Annotated in this window: 15 protein-coding genes and 1 tRNA gene; 8 read left to right on the top strand and 8 right to left on the bottom strand. The window is 60.2% G+C overall.

What is annotated here, in order from left to right:
- Positions 1-19 precede the first annotated feature (19 nt).
- From yajC to PH605_RS17125, 5 genes are all read left to right on the top strand, one after another.
- Positions 20-367: a preprotein translocase subunit YajC gene (gene yajC, locus PH605_RS17145; protein WP_003524964.1), complete on the top strand. Its 348-nt coding sequence runs from the start codon at positions 20-22 to the stop codon at positions 365-367.
- 80 nt (positions 368-447) lie between these two features.
- Positions 448-3,021 carry a protein translocase subunit SecDF gene (gene secDF / locus PH605_RS17140; RefSeq protein ID WP_003524965.1) on the top strand — a complete coding sequence of 858 codons (2,574 nt, stop codon included), beginning with the start codon at positions 448-450 and terminating at the stop codon, positions 3,019-3,021.
- Positions 3,021-3,413, top strand: coding sequence for an Mth938-like domain-containing protein (locus PH605_RS17135; protein ID WP_003524967.1), 393 nt, complete (start codon positions 3,021-3,023; stop codon positions 3,411-3,413). Before secDF ends, PH605_RS17135 begins: the two co-directional genes overlap by 1 nt.
- Positions 3,414-3,436: 23 nt before the next feature.
- A complete protein-coding gene (locus tag PH605_RS17130) occupies positions 3,437-4,282 on the top strand; it encodes a phytoene/squalene synthase family protein (protein ID WP_078053017.1) in 846 nt (281 codons plus the stop codon).
- Between the two features lie 145 nt (positions 4,283-4,427).
- Positions 4,428-4,886 (top strand): hypothetical protein, encoded by a 459-nt coding sequence (locus PH605_RS17125; protein ID WP_059753108.1) that lies wholly within the window; start codon positions 4,428-4,430, stop codon positions 4,884-4,886.
- A gap of 20 nt (positions 4,887-4,906) precedes the next feature.
- Here PH605_RS17125 and PH605_RS17120 read toward each other — a convergent pair whose 3' ends face one another.
- The 3 genes from PH605_RS17120 to lipB form a co-directional block, all read right to left on the bottom strand.
- Positions 4,907-5,842: a DMT family transporter gene (locus PH605_RS17120; RefSeq protein WP_020810929.1), complete on the bottom strand. Its 936-nt coding sequence runs from the start codon at positions 5,840-5,842 to the stop codon at positions 4,907-4,909.
- Positions 5,843-5,930: 88 nt separating this feature from the next.
- A complete protein-coding gene (locus tag PH605_RS17115; RefSeq protein ID WP_142845524.1) occupies positions 5,931-6,998 on the bottom strand; it encodes an NAD(P)-dependent alcohol dehydrogenase in 1,068 nt (355 codons plus the stop codon).
- Between the two features lie 66 nt (positions 6,999-7,064).
- Positions 7,065-7,796, bottom strand: a complete 732-nt coding sequence (lipB, locus tag PH605_RS17110; protein ID WP_142845523.1) for a lipoyl(octanoyl) transferase LipB — start codon at positions 7,794-7,796, stop codon at positions 7,065-7,067.
- A 189-nt stretch (positions 7,797-7,985) separates the two neighbouring features.
- Here lipB and PH605_RS17105 point away from each other — a divergent pair.
- Positions 7,986-8,070, top strand: a tRNA-Leu gene (locus PH605_RS17105).
- A gap of 198 nt (positions 8,071-8,268) precedes the next feature.
- Here the strand turns inward: PH605_RS17105 and PH605_RS17100 are convergent.
- Positions 8,269-8,514: a hypothetical protein gene (locus tag PH605_RS17100; protein ID WP_125145676.1), complete on the bottom strand. Its 246-nt coding sequence runs from the start codon at positions 8,512-8,514 to the stop codon at positions 8,269-8,271.
- Positions 8,515-8,730: 216 nt separating this feature from the next.
- Here PH605_RS17100 and PH605_RS17095 point away from each other — a divergent pair, with 216 nt between their 5' ends.
- Positions 8,731-9,156, top strand: coding sequence for a PAS domain-containing protein (locus PH605_RS17095; protein WP_065655024.1), 426 nt, complete (start codon positions 8,731-8,733; stop codon positions 9,154-9,156).
- Between the two features lie 76 nt (positions 9,157-9,232).
- Here the strand turns inward: PH605_RS17095 and PH605_RS17090 are convergent, their stop codons facing one another.
- The gene (locus PH605_RS17090) at positions 9,233-9,400 is read right to left on the bottom strand and encodes a Thivi_2564 family membrane protein (protein WP_003502827.1); all 168 of its coding nucleotides are present in this window, start codon (positions 9,398-9,400) and stop codon (positions 9,233-9,235) included.
- 111 nt (positions 9,401-9,511) lie between these two features.
- On the opposite strand from PH605_RS17090, the gene PH605_RS17085 reads away from it, so the two are divergent.
- Positions 9,512-9,937 (top strand): OsmC family protein, encoded by a 426-nt coding sequence (locus PH605_RS17085; RefSeq protein WP_142845522.1) that lies wholly within the window; start codon positions 9,512-9,514, stop codon positions 9,935-9,937.
- 3 nt (positions 9,938-9,940) lie between these two features.
- On the opposite strand, the gene PH605_RS17080 is transcribed toward PH605_RS17085, so the two are convergent.
- Genes PH605_RS17080 through PH605_RS17070 form a run of 3 tightly spaced genes read right to left on the bottom strand, consistent with a single transcriptional unit; the run spans position 9,941 to position 13,055 of the window.
- Positions 9,941-10,435 carry a peptide deformylase gene (locus tag PH605_RS17080; RefSeq protein WP_142845521.1) on the bottom strand — a complete coding sequence of 165 codons (495 nt, stop codon included), beginning with the start codon at positions 10,433-10,435 and terminating at the stop codon, positions 9,941-9,943.
- Between the two features lie 17 nt (positions 10,436-10,452).
- Positions 10,453-10,755 (bottom strand): hypothetical protein, encoded by a 303-nt coding sequence (locus tag PH605_RS17075; RefSeq protein ID WP_142845520.1) that lies wholly within the window; start codon positions 10,753-10,755, stop codon positions 10,453-10,455.
- The gene (locus tag PH605_RS17070) at positions 10,755-13,055 is read right to left on the bottom strand and encodes an FdhF/YdeP family oxidoreductase (RefSeq protein WP_161987933.1); all 2,301 of its coding nucleotides are present in this window, start codon (positions 13,053-13,055) and stop codon (positions 10,755-10,757) included. Before PH605_RS17070 ends, PH605_RS17075 begins: the two co-directional genes overlap by 1 nt.
- Positions 13,056-13,277 lie beyond the last annotated feature (222 nt).

Genomic DNA, 13,277 nt, shown 5'->3' with positions numbered 1-13,277 from the left:
TAATTCTGAGGAGTTTTATATGTTCATTAGTCAAGCTTTTGCCCAGGACGCAGCGGGCGGCGCATCGGCCTTCGGTTCCGGCCTTGAGATGCTTTTCCTGTTTGCGCCGCTTATGGTGGTCTGGTACTTTTTCCTTATCCGCCCGCAGCGCGCGCAGATGAAGAAGCGCCAGGAAACGCTGACCAATATTCGCCGTGGCGATCAGGTCGTTCTCGGCGGCGGCATCGTCGGCAAGGTGACCAAGGTCATCGATGACAATGAACTCGAAGTCGAAATCGCCGAAGGCGTGAAAATCCGTGCCGCCCGTGCCTACATCGCCGAAGTGCGTGTGAAGGGCGAAGTGGTCAAGACGGAAGCCGCTTCCTGATCCTGCCGGATTATCGAATGCCCGATTGCGAATTTTGACGGGTTGCGCAAAGCGCTACCCCAACCCTGACCGAGATCGAAATGCTTCATTTTTCCCGTTGGAAAACAGTCTTCATCTGGCTGCTTGTGCTGGCAAGCGTCTTCATCGCTTCTCCCAACCTGTTTACGGACAAACAGCTGGAGGGCATGCCTGCCTGGTACAAGGACAACAAGGTAACGCTCGGTCTCGACCTTCAGGGCGGTTCGCACATCATGCTCAAGATCGAGCGTTCCGACATCGTCAAGGAACGGCTTGAAACGATCGTGGGTGATGTGCGCACGCAGCTTCGCGACGCCAACATCCGCTATTCGGGGCTGACCGGCAACGGCCAGCAGATTCAGGTCCGCATCAGCGATCCCGCTCAGGTGGAAGCCGCCAAGAACGCGCTTCGCGACCTGACGCAGCCGGTGTCCGCCGGCACGCTGGTCGGCGGCTCCATCACCGAAGTGACGATGAATGACGGCGGCGACAATCTGCTCAGGCTCAACCTGACGGATGAAGGCATCGACTACCGCCTGTCATCCGCCGTTTCGCAATCCATCGAAGTCGTGCGCCGTCGCGTTGACGAAGTCGGCACCACCGAGCCGCTCATCCAGCGTCAGGGTTCGGACCGCATCATCGTGCAGGTGCCTGGCCTTCAGGATCCGCAGCGCCTGAAGTCGCTTCTGAACCAGACGGCAAAGCTCTCCTTCCGCATGGTCGATACGACGATGCCGGTGCAGGAGGCGATGAACGGCCGTCCGCCCGCGACCTCCGAGGTTCTCTATTCGCAGGACGATCCGCCGGTTCCCTATCTGGTGGAACGTCGCGCGCTTGTTTCCGGCGACAATCTCGTCGACGCGCAGGCAAGCTTCAACCAGCAGACCAACGAGCCGGTCGTTACCTTCCGCTTCGACAGCCGCGGTGCGCAGCGCTTCGCGCAGGCGACGCAGCAGAATGTCGGCAAGCCTTTCGCCATCGTTCTCGATAACCAGGTCATTTCCGCACCTGTCATCCGCGAGCCGATCATCGGCGGTTCGGGGCAGATTTCGGGTAATTTCTCGGTGCAGGGCGCCAACGATCTCGCGGTCCTGCTGCGCGCCGGTGCGCTGCCGGCCACGCTGACCGTGGTTGAAGAACGCACCGTCGGCCCGAGCCTCGGTAACGACTCCATCACCGCCGGCCTGACGGCCAGCGCCATCGGCGCGGTCGGCGTCCTCATCTTCATGTTCGTCTTTTATGGCTTCTTCGGCCTGCTGGCGAACATCGCCCTCATCGTCAACGTCATCATGCTGCTCGCGGTGCTAAGTGTTATCGGATCGACGCTGACCCTGCCGGGTATTGCCGGTATCGTCCTGACCATCGGCATGGCCGTGGATTCGAACGTTCTGATCTATGAGCGAATACGCGAGGAGGTGAAGAGCGGCAAACCGCTGATCCAGTCACTGGATAACGGCTTCACCCGCGCCTTTGCGACCATTATCGACGCCAACCTGACGACGCTGATCGTGGCAAGCGTGCTGTTCTACATGGGCACAGGCCCGGTCAAGGGCTTCGCAGTCACGCTTGCCGTCGGTATCATCACCACCGTCTTCACGGCCTACACGCTGACGGCATGGATGTTCGGCTACTGGGTTCGCCGCAGCCGTCCGAAACATCTGCCGAAGGGTGTCCGCACCGCCATGTTCGACGGTCGCGACATTCCCTTCATGCGTTATCGCCGCGTGGTGTTCATGATCACCGGCGCCATCATGCTCGCCTGCGTCGGCGGTTTCGTGGCCAAGGGTCTGAACCTCGGCATCGATTTCCAGGGCGGTTCGGTCATCGAAGTGCGCGCCAAGCAGGGTGAAGCCGATCTCGCCGATATTCGCGATCGTCTGAACCAGCTCAACCTCGGTGAAATCCAGGCGCAGAATTTCGGTACGCCGCAGGATGTTCTCATCCGCATTCAGGCGCAGGACGGCGGCGAAAACGCCGAGCAGTCCGCCATCACCATGGTGCGCGGCGAGCTTGAGGACAAATACGACTTCCGCCGCGTGGAAGTCGTGGGTCCTGCCGTTTCCGGCGACCTGACCGTTACCTCCACCATCGGCGTTATGCTCGCCATGGCGGCGATCATGGTCTACATCTGGGTTCGCTTCGAGTGGCAGTTTGCACTCGGCGCGGTCATCTCCATGGTGCATGACGTGGTCTTCACGATCGGACTGTTCGTCTTCCTTGGGATAGAGTTCAATCTGACCAGTATCGCGGCGATCCTTACGATCATCGGTTATTCACTGAACGACACCGTCGTCATCTACGACCGTGTCCGTGAAAACCTCAGGCGATACAAGAAGATGCCGCTTTCCATGATCATCGACGTGTCGCTGAACCAGACGCTGTCGCGCACGATCCTCACAGGTCTGACCGTGCTTCTGGCACTGCTGGCGCTGTATCTCTTCGGCGGCGAGGTCATCCGTTCCTTCACCTTCGCCATGCTGTTCGGTGTCGGTATCGGCGTGTTCTCCTCGGTCTACATCGCCGCTCCAGTGCTGATCGCCTTCAAGCTGCGTCCTGATAGCAAGGATGCGGAAGACGAGAAGGACGACAAGAAAGAAAACAACACCGGCGCCATTGGCGGCAAGCCTGCCGTCTGATGGCCGGCGGGATTGAAATACGCCCGGCCCATTTTCCCGGCCGGGCGCCCATCGATGCCTATGGCAATGGCGGGTTCCGTTTTGCCGACATGTCGCATCGCGGTTCGCTTCTGCTCCTGCCTTCGGGCATCTACGGGTGGGAGCCTGTCGATGCGAAAGAACTGACGGTCGGACATTTCGAAAAGGTTCTGGCGGAAGCGCAGGATATCGAAGTGCTGCTGATCGGGACGGGCGACGGCATGCGGGTTCTGCCGAAGGAATTGCGCGCCGCCTTCAAGGAAGCGGGCATTTCCGTCGACCCGATGAGCACGGGTGCTGCCGTGCGCACCTATAATATCATGCTGTCGGAATCGCGTGCCGTGGCCGCGGCGCTGATTGCCGTCGAAGGCTGACAGGACGTTTCGCGCGGGGAACCATGGCACCCACAGAAAATCTCGACGTCTGCCTCGCGACGCTGCGCGATACCGATCGCGACCGCTATCTCGCATGTCTTCTGTCGCCTGCCGACAGGCGTAATGCGCTTGCGGCGCTATACGCCTTCAATGCCGAAATTGCCCGCATCCGCGATTCCGTGCGCGAAGCGCTGCCCGGCGAGGTGCGCATGCAATGGTGGCGCGATCTTCTCGACGGCAATCCACATGGCGACAGCCAGTCCCACCCAGTGGCTGCAGCGCTTTTGACAACCATCGAGCACTATCGCCTGCCGCGCCCGGTTCTCGCCAATATGATCGAGGCGCGTATCTTCGATCTCTATGACGACCTGTTCGAGGATCGCAATGCATTGGAAGGTTATGCCGGAGAGACCGCATCCGCATTGATCCAGCTTGCAAGTCTCGTGCTTTCCGCTGAAGACGCCGCATCCAGCGCGGAGGCGGCAGGGCACGCGGGCGTGGCGCAGGCCATGGCGGGCATGCTGCTGCTCATGCCGCTGCACCGGCGTCGCGGGCAGGTCTATATTCCCGCCGATATGCTGGCTGCGGCCGGGCTCGACCGCGAAACATTTCTTGAAGGGCAGGACAGGCAGCGCATCGGCATCGCCATCGAAATTTTCGCGGCCCATGCGCTGGATCATATTGAGAAGGCGAGACGCGCGAAGATTTCAAAAAATGTCTTTGCCGCCTATCTTCCCGTCGCCCTGTCCGGGCCGGTCATAGCCGCCGCCCGTAAGGCTGGGAGTGGCGTATTCGACGGCGACCTGCAGCTGTCGCAGCTTCGCCGGCAATGGCTGCTGGCAAAGGCTTCCCTCCTCAAGCGTTTCTGATGGCACGGATCGTGCCAGGCTGCGAAACGACGTCGATCCCGCAAAGCCACACTTCACACAAGCCTCGGCCTATATGAACCTGAACCGAGTTCGCATCGTTTCGATTCGCGAATCTTGATGTTTCGATGCTGAGGGAGCGTCCCGGATGAGTATTGCGATCTGGATTATCGTTTTCGTGCTGCTTTCGGTCTTCGCTGTTTATGCCTGGCGCATGTCGCGGGCGACGGATGAGGATAACAGTCATGATGTGGGGCAGGCGATCATGGATTTCGCCCGCGCCTTTCCCAATGAGGCGATCAGAAGTCTGCATATGACGGCGGATGGCGGCGCAGCCTTCGTGCGGCTGCACGACAACAAAGCCGGCTTCATGCGCAATATGGGGTCGCATTATGTGTGCGTGATGATCGATCCCGAGCGCATCCGGGTCGAAAGTCTTGAAAGCGGCGACGGTTTCGTCGTCACCTTTTTCGACATGCCGAAATATAGCGGCTCATACCGGTTCAAATCGGCCGGGGAGGCGGCCGAGGTTTCCCTCTGGCTGCTCGGCAGTCTCGTGGAGGCGCAGGACCATCACGACGAAGGCCCGCTGCCCTCGAACGGTTGAGGCACGTCAGGTGTCGGCTGTCACTGCCCGTCAAGCGGCGGGGTCGCACCGGCCTGCTGGCGCTCGCGCCAGATGATGAACAGGCCGGATGCGACGATGATGAGGATGCCGAGCCATTTCGACGGCGTCGGGAAATCCGAAAACAGCGCATAACCGAGAATCGTCGCCGAGATGATCTCGAAATACTGGAACGGCGCCAGCAGAGAGAGCGGCGCCAGCCGGAAGGCCCTGACAATCAGCAGGTGCATGTAGCCGGATATCGATCCCAACAATACGAGCAGGGCAAGTGCGAAGCCGGATTGCGGCAGCGAGACGGCAAAATCCTTATCGCCCAGCGCATCGCCGGCGAAAAGTGCCGCCCCCATGAACACGGTTCCCGCAATGCCGGACATTGTCTGCATGACCAGCGGGCTGTCGGCATCGCCGATGGCGCGGTTCAGGAAAAGGTAGAGCGTATAAAGAAAGGCGCAGGCGACCGGCAGAAGCGATGTCCAGCCGAAGATTTCGAAACTCGGCTGTATGACGATCAGCGCGCCGCCGAAGCCGACCGCAATCGCCGTCCAGCGCTTCCAGCCCACCTTGTCACCGAGGAAGAGGGCCGACATCATCGTCAGCATGAAAGGCTCGACGAAATAGATCGCGAAGACATCGGCGAGCGGCATGTATTTGACGGCGGCGAAAAACATCAGGCTGGCCGAGGCGTGCAGGACGCCGCGCAGGCAGTTCATCCACGGTCGTTTGGCGCTGAACAGCGCCCTGGGCGACACCACGAGCAGCAGCGGCAGGGTGCAGAGCACCTGGAAAAAGAAGCGGTAGAAGGTCACCTGCGCCGGCGACATGCCGCCGCTCACCGCCATGTATTTGGCAATCGCATCCATGACCGGCAGCACCAGCATGCAACCCGCCATGATGGTCATGCCCTTGGCGATATCGTTGAAACCGGTCTGGCTGGTCATGGATCGGGGAGTCATGGGTCAGGCTGCGCTTTCGACCGAAAGGTCCAACGGGAGAGGGGACGCCCGCAAGGTCGCCCCCCTTCCGGGGTCAGGCGGCCTTCTGGCGCGGCAGGCTCTTCATATCAATGACGAAACGATAACGCACATCGCTTTTTATCATGCGTTCATAAGCGTCGTTGATCTGATCGATATCGATCATCTCGATTTCGGCGGCGATGCCTTTTTCGGCGCAGAAATCCAGCATTTCCTGCGTCTCGGGAATGCCGCCGATCATCGAGCCGGCAAAGGTCTTGCGGCCGGGGATGAGGCTGAAGGCCATAACCGAGAGCGGCTTTTCCGGTGCGCCCACCTGCACCAGCGCGCCGTCACGTTTCAGCAGCGCCAGATAGGCGTTGATGTCATGGTCGGCGGCCACGGCGTCGATGATGAGATCGAGGCTCGAAGCGGCCTTCTTCATCTGCTCGGCATCGCGCGAGACGATCACCTCGTGGGCGCCGAGCTTTTTCGCGTCCTCCGCCTTGCCGGGCGAGGTGGTGATCATCACCACGGTTGCGCCCATGGCATTGGCGAGCTTGACGGCCATATGGCCAAGACCGCCGAGACCGACGACGCCGACACGCTTGCCGGGGCCGGCGTTCCAGTGGCGCAGCGGCGAATAGGTGGTGATACCCGCGCAGAGCAGGGGTGCCGCCGCCGCCGGATCAAGGCCTTCGGGAATGTTGAGGACGTAACGATCATCAACGACGACGTGGGCGGAATAACCGCCGAGCGTATGCGCGCTGCCGCCCATCGCTTTGTCGGGCGAATTATAGGTGCCGGTCATGCCGTTTTCGCAATATTGCTCCAGCCCCTCGGCGCAGCTTGCGCATTCCCGGCAGCTATCGACGATGCAGCCGACGCCGACGCGGTCGCCCGCCTTGAACCGGGTGACCTGCGCGCCGACACGCCCGACGCGGCCGATGATTTCGTGGCCGGGAACGCAGGGATAGAGGGAGCCCGGCCATTCGCTGCGGGCCGTGTGGATATCGGAATGGCAGACGCCACAAAATTCTATCTCGATTTCGACATCGCGCGGGCCGGGATCGCGACGCTTGATGGTCGCGAGCTTCATCGGCGAAGAGCCGTCATCGCAGGCATAGGCGGACGTTGTGAACATGATCGTTCCTCCTCTTGTGGTGATCGATGCTGGAAACACCGGCCTGCGGCAAAGGTTGCGGTGGGATCAGCCGCTTGCGCCGGTTTCGGGCACTGCCTCGCCAAACACCTCCTCAAAGGCCTCGCGCAGCAGAACGTCGACGTCGCCGATCATAACCGGCAATCCAAGATCGACAAGGCTGGTGACGCCATAGGCGCTGATGCCGCAGGGAACGATGCCGGAAAAATGCGAGAGGTCCGGATCGACATTGATCGAAAGCCCGTGGAAGCTCACCCATTTGCGCAGCCTGATGCCAAGTGCCGCGATCTTGTCCTCGGCCATGCCGCCATCGGGAAGCAGCGGTTTTTCCGGACGCCTGACCCAGACGCCGACGCGGTCCTCGCGCCGCTCGCCACGCACATTCATCTTGTCGAGCGTGCGGATGATGACATCCTCCAGCGCCGCCACATAGGCGCGGACATCCTGCCGCCGCCGCTTCAGGTCGAGCATGACATAGACGACCCGCTGTCCCGGCCCGTGATAGGTATATTCGCCGCCACGACCCGTGGCGAAGACGGGAAAACGCTCCGGTTCTATGAGGTCGGCGGCATCGGCGCTGGTGCCGGCGGTATAGAGCGGCGGATGTTCCAGAAGCCAGACGAGTTCGTCGGCCTCGCCGCTGGCAATGGCGGCGACTTCACGCTCCATTTCCTCAATCGCCTGCTCATAAGGGACGAGGCCTTCCGAGATTCGCCAGCGAACGGGCGGCGAACCGGGGGCGGGGAGCATGTTTGTCTCGATATCGGTGCGTGTGAGCATGAAAAAGTCCTTTCCACAGCCTTCTCGCAAAATGGCGACAGGGCCGCAACCCCAGCATTTCCGGGCTTCCTGCATATAGGATGGTGCGGTGCGATTTTTAATTTCAAAAAACTGTCACGACGCTCTTGTGCACCGAAAATCCTTTTGCTACATGCACCCCCGTCGGCGCAAGTCGACGCCTACCACGATGCGGTCGTGGCGGAATTGGTAGACGCGCAGCGTTGAGGTCGCTGTGGGGCAACCCGTGGAAGTTCGAGTCTTCTCGACCGCACCAAAGAAACCCGCTTCGGCGGGTTTTTTCTTTTTTAGCCAGTCGTTTAGCTTGCCTTCTGTTTCCGGTCCCCGGTTCGTTGGACCGTATCGGATGTGTCCCAAGTCACACCAATCTGCTTTATCCCGCAGCCAGAGCGCCACGAATTAACGGCGGCAAATTATCGACCTGCCGCCGTTCGAATTGAATGGACGAGGTGGATCAGCGTCGGTTGCGCTGGCCGTCACCGACACGGTAGGGGTCACCATCCATGACCTGATCCATGCGCCACTCGTTTCCACGATATGGACTATGCCACGTCTGGCACCCGGCCAGAAAGACGGTTGCGGTCAACAATCCGAAAGTGAGGGCGGCTCGCACCATATTGAACTCCTTCGACATGTCATCACAAGCCATGTAGGCGCAGGCAGGTGGTTTTGCGATGCCTCTTCGAAATTTATCGTCCATTTCGGAACCCTGGAGCACGTCCGGTCAAAACGGAATCGTGGGGCGTGCTCTATCGCTTTGTTTTTTCGCATTCCGGGACGTAAAACCGCTACGCACTTTTACTGGAAATGCTCCAGCTGGATTTGGTCATCGTCAAATTTCAGTGGATATCGATGCACGCTGTAGTAGCCGTGCGTTTCCCCCTACAAAAAGGAGGGGTGGAATATTAGAGGTCCGATGTTAGCTTTTGTCAGGAAAATATGTCTGGGGGTTTTCGTGCAGGGGGACAAAACGGATTCAGACAATGCGCTTGGCTATTACATGTGGAGTATTTCCGATAACAGGCTGATCATGGATGCGGTCACTGCGGAATGCCATGGGTTTTCGGAGCCGGTTGCGTCGAGTGGGGTGACGATCGAGGAGATTCTCGAAAGAATCGACGTCGAGATGCGCGATCAGGTGGCGCAGGCCATTTTTGAGAGCATCACTACCGGGGTGTTTTTCGACCAGCGCTACAAGGTCAATCTGCCGGATGGGTCGGATCGGTGGATCGTGGCGAAGGGCAGGGCGATTTTCGATGCCGACAATACGCCGTTTCTGGGTATTGGCAGCGTTCGGGATATTACCCTGAAAAAAACCTATCAGTTCGAGCCTCGGCAATAGCGACCGGATGGGTGAAAACCGCGCATAAAAAGAGGCGGCTTTCGCCGCCTTTTTTCGTCTGCACCGTGCGGGGACATCAGAAGACGGCGAGATATTTCAGCAGCGAAATAATGCCGATGATGATGACGATCACCTGTGCGATCTGTTTCGCACCGCCGCCGACCGGCAGTCGCGCGATAAGCCACAAGACGAGCACAATCACCAGGAAGGTGATCAGAATGCTGACGAGCGTAGATGTAACCATATGTCCCAGCTCCCTTTTCAATCAATACTCAACGGTCGTTCACCGTTGCGTGAGTAAAAGCGCGAGGCTAATTTTGGTTCCATCGGGCGAAATCGCGGTGTGAGGTCGGGCATGAATCAGTTCAGGGTTAAAAAGCGGCCGACGGGCGCTGTCGTCACTCTTGGCCGTCTCGGGCATCCCGATGTCGTCACGGCCACCGGAGGCGCCCTGACGGTGGTGACGGCGGCCTCGGAGCCGGGTTTCAATCCGCTCGATCTCCTTTATTCGTCGCTGTCGGCCTGTCTGGCGCTCAGCGCCCGGATTGCGGCGAGCCGCATGGGCGTGCTCGACCGGTTCGAAAAGGTCATGGTGCACGTGTCCGGCGAAAAGGCTGAGGAGGAGCCATCGCGGATCGTGCGTTTCGATGTCCGGATAGAGATAAAGGGGGATTTCGATGAGGCTACGCGCAGCGCCATCGCACATATGGCCGAGGAAATCTGCACCGTCAGCAACACGCTGAAGGACGATGCGGAATTTGCGCTGTCGATTACCGGCTGACCATCAGGATTTCCGGGATTTTTCCCATTTTTTCACCAGCCGGTCGCGCTTGAGCTTCGAGAGGCGCTTCAGCCAGAAAATGCCGTCCAGCTGGTCGATCTCGTGCTGGATGCAGATGGCGTGAAATCCCTCTGCGATCTGCCGGTGTTCGCCGCCGGCTACGTCCTGAAATCTCACCTCGATTTCGGAGGGTCGCTCCACTTCCTCCGTGAAGCCCGGCATGGAGACGCTGCCCTCCACATGGCGCATGGTCTGCGTGGATTGGCTGACGACTTCAGGATTGATGTAGGTGAGCACGGTTCCCGGTGTCAGCTCCAGCACGAAAACGCGCTGTTTGACGCCGATATGGGCGGCGGTGATGCCGACGCCGGGTGCGGCGCGCATCGTATCGATCAGGTCCGTCACCAGTTCCTGCAATTGCCCGTCGAAAGCCGTGACCGGCGCGCAGATTTCGGACAAGCCGGGATGGGGATAGGGCAGGATCGGCCTGGTTGCCAAGGAATGCTCCGTTCGTTTCAAATCCGCAGGGACGCCGCCGCAAGGGACTGTCCTTCTTCGGTTGCCTCCAGAAAGCTGCGCTGGGTGCGGGCATCGCGTTTTGTCACCCGCACGAAACGTGGCGACAGGGAAGTGATTTCGCGCAGAATGAGGGCGTGTGCAAGCCCCAGCCGGTTGGCGATACTGCGGCTGTCAGCGCCGATGGTCAGATAAACCGAAAGAAGGATCGCTGCGCCCGTGGCGGTCAGCGCCTTTGAGGCGCTTTCCTGAACCCGCTCCACCGCCGCCATGAACGCCGCAGTGGATTGCTCCTCTTCCATCAGGAGGCATCCCGGCGCAGGCGAACGGAGACGAGCACCGATTTCGATGTCGGCGTGAAACTGCCTTCGCCATAACTCGACAGCGGCACCAGCACGTTCAGTTCGGGATAATAACCGCCGACGCTGCCCTGCGGGATATTATAGGGCACCAGCCGGAAATTCTTTGCGATGCGTTCCACGCCGTCGCCATATTCGCCGATGACATCGACGCGCTGGCGGGAATGAGCGCCGAGCGCTTCCATATCCTTCGGGTTCATGAAGATGACTTGGCGCTCGCCATAGACACCGCGATAACGGTCATCCATGCCGTAGATCGTGGTGTTGTATTGATCGTGGCTGCGGAAGGTCTGCAATACGAACAGGTCGTCGCGCGTGAGCGCCTGCTGGTGTTCGGTCTGTTCGGGCAAGGGGCCGCTATAGAAGGTGGCCTTTTTCGCCGGCGTGTTCCATTCCCGTTCGGCTGCTGCGTTGCGCAGATGAAAACCGCGCGGCACGCGGACGCGCTCGTTGAAATTATCAAAACCGGGAATGACCCGCTCGATCATGTCGCGGATGAGATCGTAGTCATCGGCAAGCGCCTTCCAGTCGACATGGGTATTGCCAAGCGTCGCCTCGGCGATGCCGGCGACGATGGCGACTTCCGAACGCAGCTCATCCGAGGCCGGCGGATTGATGCCGCCGGAACCGTGCACCATGCTCATGGAATCCTCCACCGTGACGATCTGCGCGCGGCCGGCCGAATTGCGGTCGATTTCCGTTCGGCCGAGGCAGGGCAGCACGAAGGAGGTTTCGCCCGGCACCAGATGCGAATGGTTGAGCTTGGTGGCGATGTTGACGGTCAGCTTCTGCTTTTCGAAAGCCTTGACGATCAGCGGGCTGTCGGGCGTCGCGCGCATGAAATTGCCGCCGAGCGCGATGAAAGTCTGAGCCTCGCCGTCCAGCATCGCAGCGACGGCTTCCACGGTGTTGTGGCCGGGCTTGCGCGGCATGGGGACGCCGAGTTCCTTTTCCAGCGCTTCGAGAAGCGCTGGCGGGGCCTTTTCGTCGATGCCAACGGTGCGGTCGCCCTGCACGTTGGAATGGCCGCGCACCGGGCAAAGGCCGGCGCCCGGACGGCCGATATTGCCGCGCAGCAGCATGAAATTGGTGATCTCGCGAACGATGATGACAGAATGCTTGTGCTGGGTGACGCCCATGGCCCAGGTGGCGATGACGGAACCGGCATTCATGTAGATACGGGCGGCTTCCTCGATCTCCGCGCGGGTGAGGCCGGACTGGTCGAGGATGCTTTCCCAGCTGGTCGCATCGACGGCGGCACGATAGGCCTCGAACTCCACCGCATGTTCGGCGATGAAGTCGTAATCGATAATGGCGGGTTCGCCCGCTGCCCTTGCGGCATCGTCGGCGGCGAAGACCGCCTTGCTCATGCCGCGCACGGCCGCCATGTCGCCGCCCTGGCGCGGCTGGTAATAATTGGTGGCGATGCGGGTGCTGCCGCCGGTAATCATCTCCACCTTGTCCTGCGGGTCGGCAAAGCGTTCCAGACCCTTTTCACGGATGGGGTTGAAAACGGCGATGCGAGCGCCGCGAAGGGCGGCGCGGCGCAGGTCGCCCAGCATGCGGGGATGGTTGGTGCCGGGATTTTGTCCAATGACGAAAATGGCGTCCGTCTGTTCGAAATCCTCAAGCAAAACGGTGCCCTTGCCGACGCCGATCGAAGCCTTCAGGCCAACGCCGCTCGCTTCGTGGCACATGTTCGAACAATCGGGGAAATTGTTGGTGCCGTAAAGCCGGACCATCAACTGATAGAGGAAGGCCGCCTCATTGGAGGCGCGGCCGGAGGTATAGAACTCCGCCCGGTCCGGGCTGTCGAGGCTGTTGAGGATACGGCCGATTTCGGAGAAGGCATCGTCCCAGGAGACGGGCAGATATTTGTCGCTCGCCCGGTCATAACGCATGGGATGGGTGAGGCGGCCCTGTTTTTCCAGATCGTAGTCGGACCAGCCGCGCAGTTCCGAGACGGTGCGGCTGGCGAAGAAGTCCGGCGGCACGCGGGCCTCCGTCGCCTCCCATGACACGGCCTTGACGCCGTTCTCGCAAAATTCGAAAGACGAGCCGTGTTCCGGATCGCCCCAGGCGCAGCCAGGGCAGTCGAATCCATCCGGCTGGTTGGTCTTCAAAAGCGTGCGGGCGCCGGAAATCGGGGCGCCGGATTCGAGAAGGCATTTGCCGACGCTTTTGAGAGCGCCCCAGCCGCCTGCGGCTGTCGATGCCTTGCCAATGAAGTCCGTCTTGCTCATGTTCCTGATTCCCGGAATCTGTCTTCTCGTGCCCGCCTGTCGGCGTTTGCCGTTTGTCAAATGCCTATCCAGAAGCGCCGTTCCACGCTGCCTGTCAATGTCTTAATTGTGCATTGCGGCGAAACCTTTGTTCGCCCGTTCGACATTTAAAACGGGAACGGCGTAAAGGGGGTGGGCGTTGTCGCAAAACAAGCTGCAAAGCCTCGCTAAACATGCCTATAG

The sequence above is a fragment of the Agrobacterium sp. CFBP 3001 genome (assembly GCF_027871605.1).
GTDB classification, from domain to species: Bacteria; Pseudomonadota; Alphaproteobacteria; order Rhizobiales; family Rhizobiaceae; genus Agrobacterium; species Agrobacterium leguminum.
The sequence above is the reverse complement of the archived record's forward strand: the minus strand, read 5'-3'. Positions and strand labels throughout refer to the sequence as shown.

What these genes read in the sequence shown, in the direction of transcription:
- PH605_RS17120 (WP_020810929.1), bottom strand. Translation starts at nt 5,842, where the DNA reads ATGACCAGCCAGACCGGTTTCAACGATATCGCCAAGGGCATGACCATC.
- PH605_RS17095 (WP_065655024.1), top strand. Translation starts at nt 8,731, where the DNA reads ATGTTAGCTTTTGTCAGGAAAATATGTCTGGGGGTTTTCGTGCAGGGG.
- PH605_RS17070 (WP_161987933.1), bottom strand. Translation starts at nt 13,055, where the DNA reads ATGAGCAAGACGGACTTCATTGGCAAGGCATCGACAGCCGCAGGCGGC.
- yajC (WP_003524964.1), top strand. Translation starts at nt 20, where the DNA reads ATGTTCATTAGTCAAGCTTTTGCCCAGGACGCAGCGGGCGGCGCATCG.
- PH605_RS17135 (WP_003524967.1), top strand. Translation starts at nt 3,021, where the DNA reads ATGGCCGGCGGGATTGAAATACGCCCGGCCCATTTTCCCGGCCGGGCG.
- PH605_RS17115 (WP_142845524.1), bottom strand. Translation starts at nt 6,998, where the DNA reads ATGTTCACAACGTCCGCCTATGCCTGCGATGACGGCTCTTCGCCGATG.
- secDF (WP_003524965.1), top strand. Translation starts at nt 448, where the DNA reads ATGCTTCATTTTTCCCGTTGGAAAACAGTCTTCATCTGGCTGCTTGTG.
- PH605_RS17090 (WP_003502827.1), bottom strand. Translation starts at nt 9,400, where the DNA reads ATGGTTACATCTACGCTCGTCAGCATTCTGATCACCTTCCTGGTGATT.
- PH605_RS17100 (WP_125145676.1), bottom strand. Translation starts at nt 8,514, where the DNA reads ATGGACGATAAATTTCGAAGAGGCATCGCAAAACCACCTGCCTGCGCC.
- PH605_RS17130 (WP_078053017.1), top strand. Translation starts at nt 3,437, where the DNA reads ATGGCACCCACAGAAAATCTCGACGTCTGCCTCGCGACGCTGCGCGAT.
- PH605_RS17125 (WP_059753108.1), top strand. Translation starts at nt 4,428, where the DNA reads ATGAGTATTGCGATCTGGATTATCGTTTTCGTGCTGCTTTCGGTCTTC.
- PH605_RS17085 (WP_142845522.1), top strand. Translation starts at nt 9,512, where the DNA reads ATGAATCAGTTCAGGGTTAAAAAGCGGCCGACGGGCGCTGTCGTCACT.
- lipB (WP_142845523.1), bottom strand. Translation starts at nt 7,796, where the DNA reads ATGCTCACACGCACCGATATCGAGACAAACATGCTCCCCGCCCCCGGT.
- PH605_RS17075 (WP_142845520.1), bottom strand. Translation starts at nt 10,755, where the DNA reads ATGGAAGAGGAGCAATCCACTGCGGCGTTCATGGCGGCGGTGGAGCGG.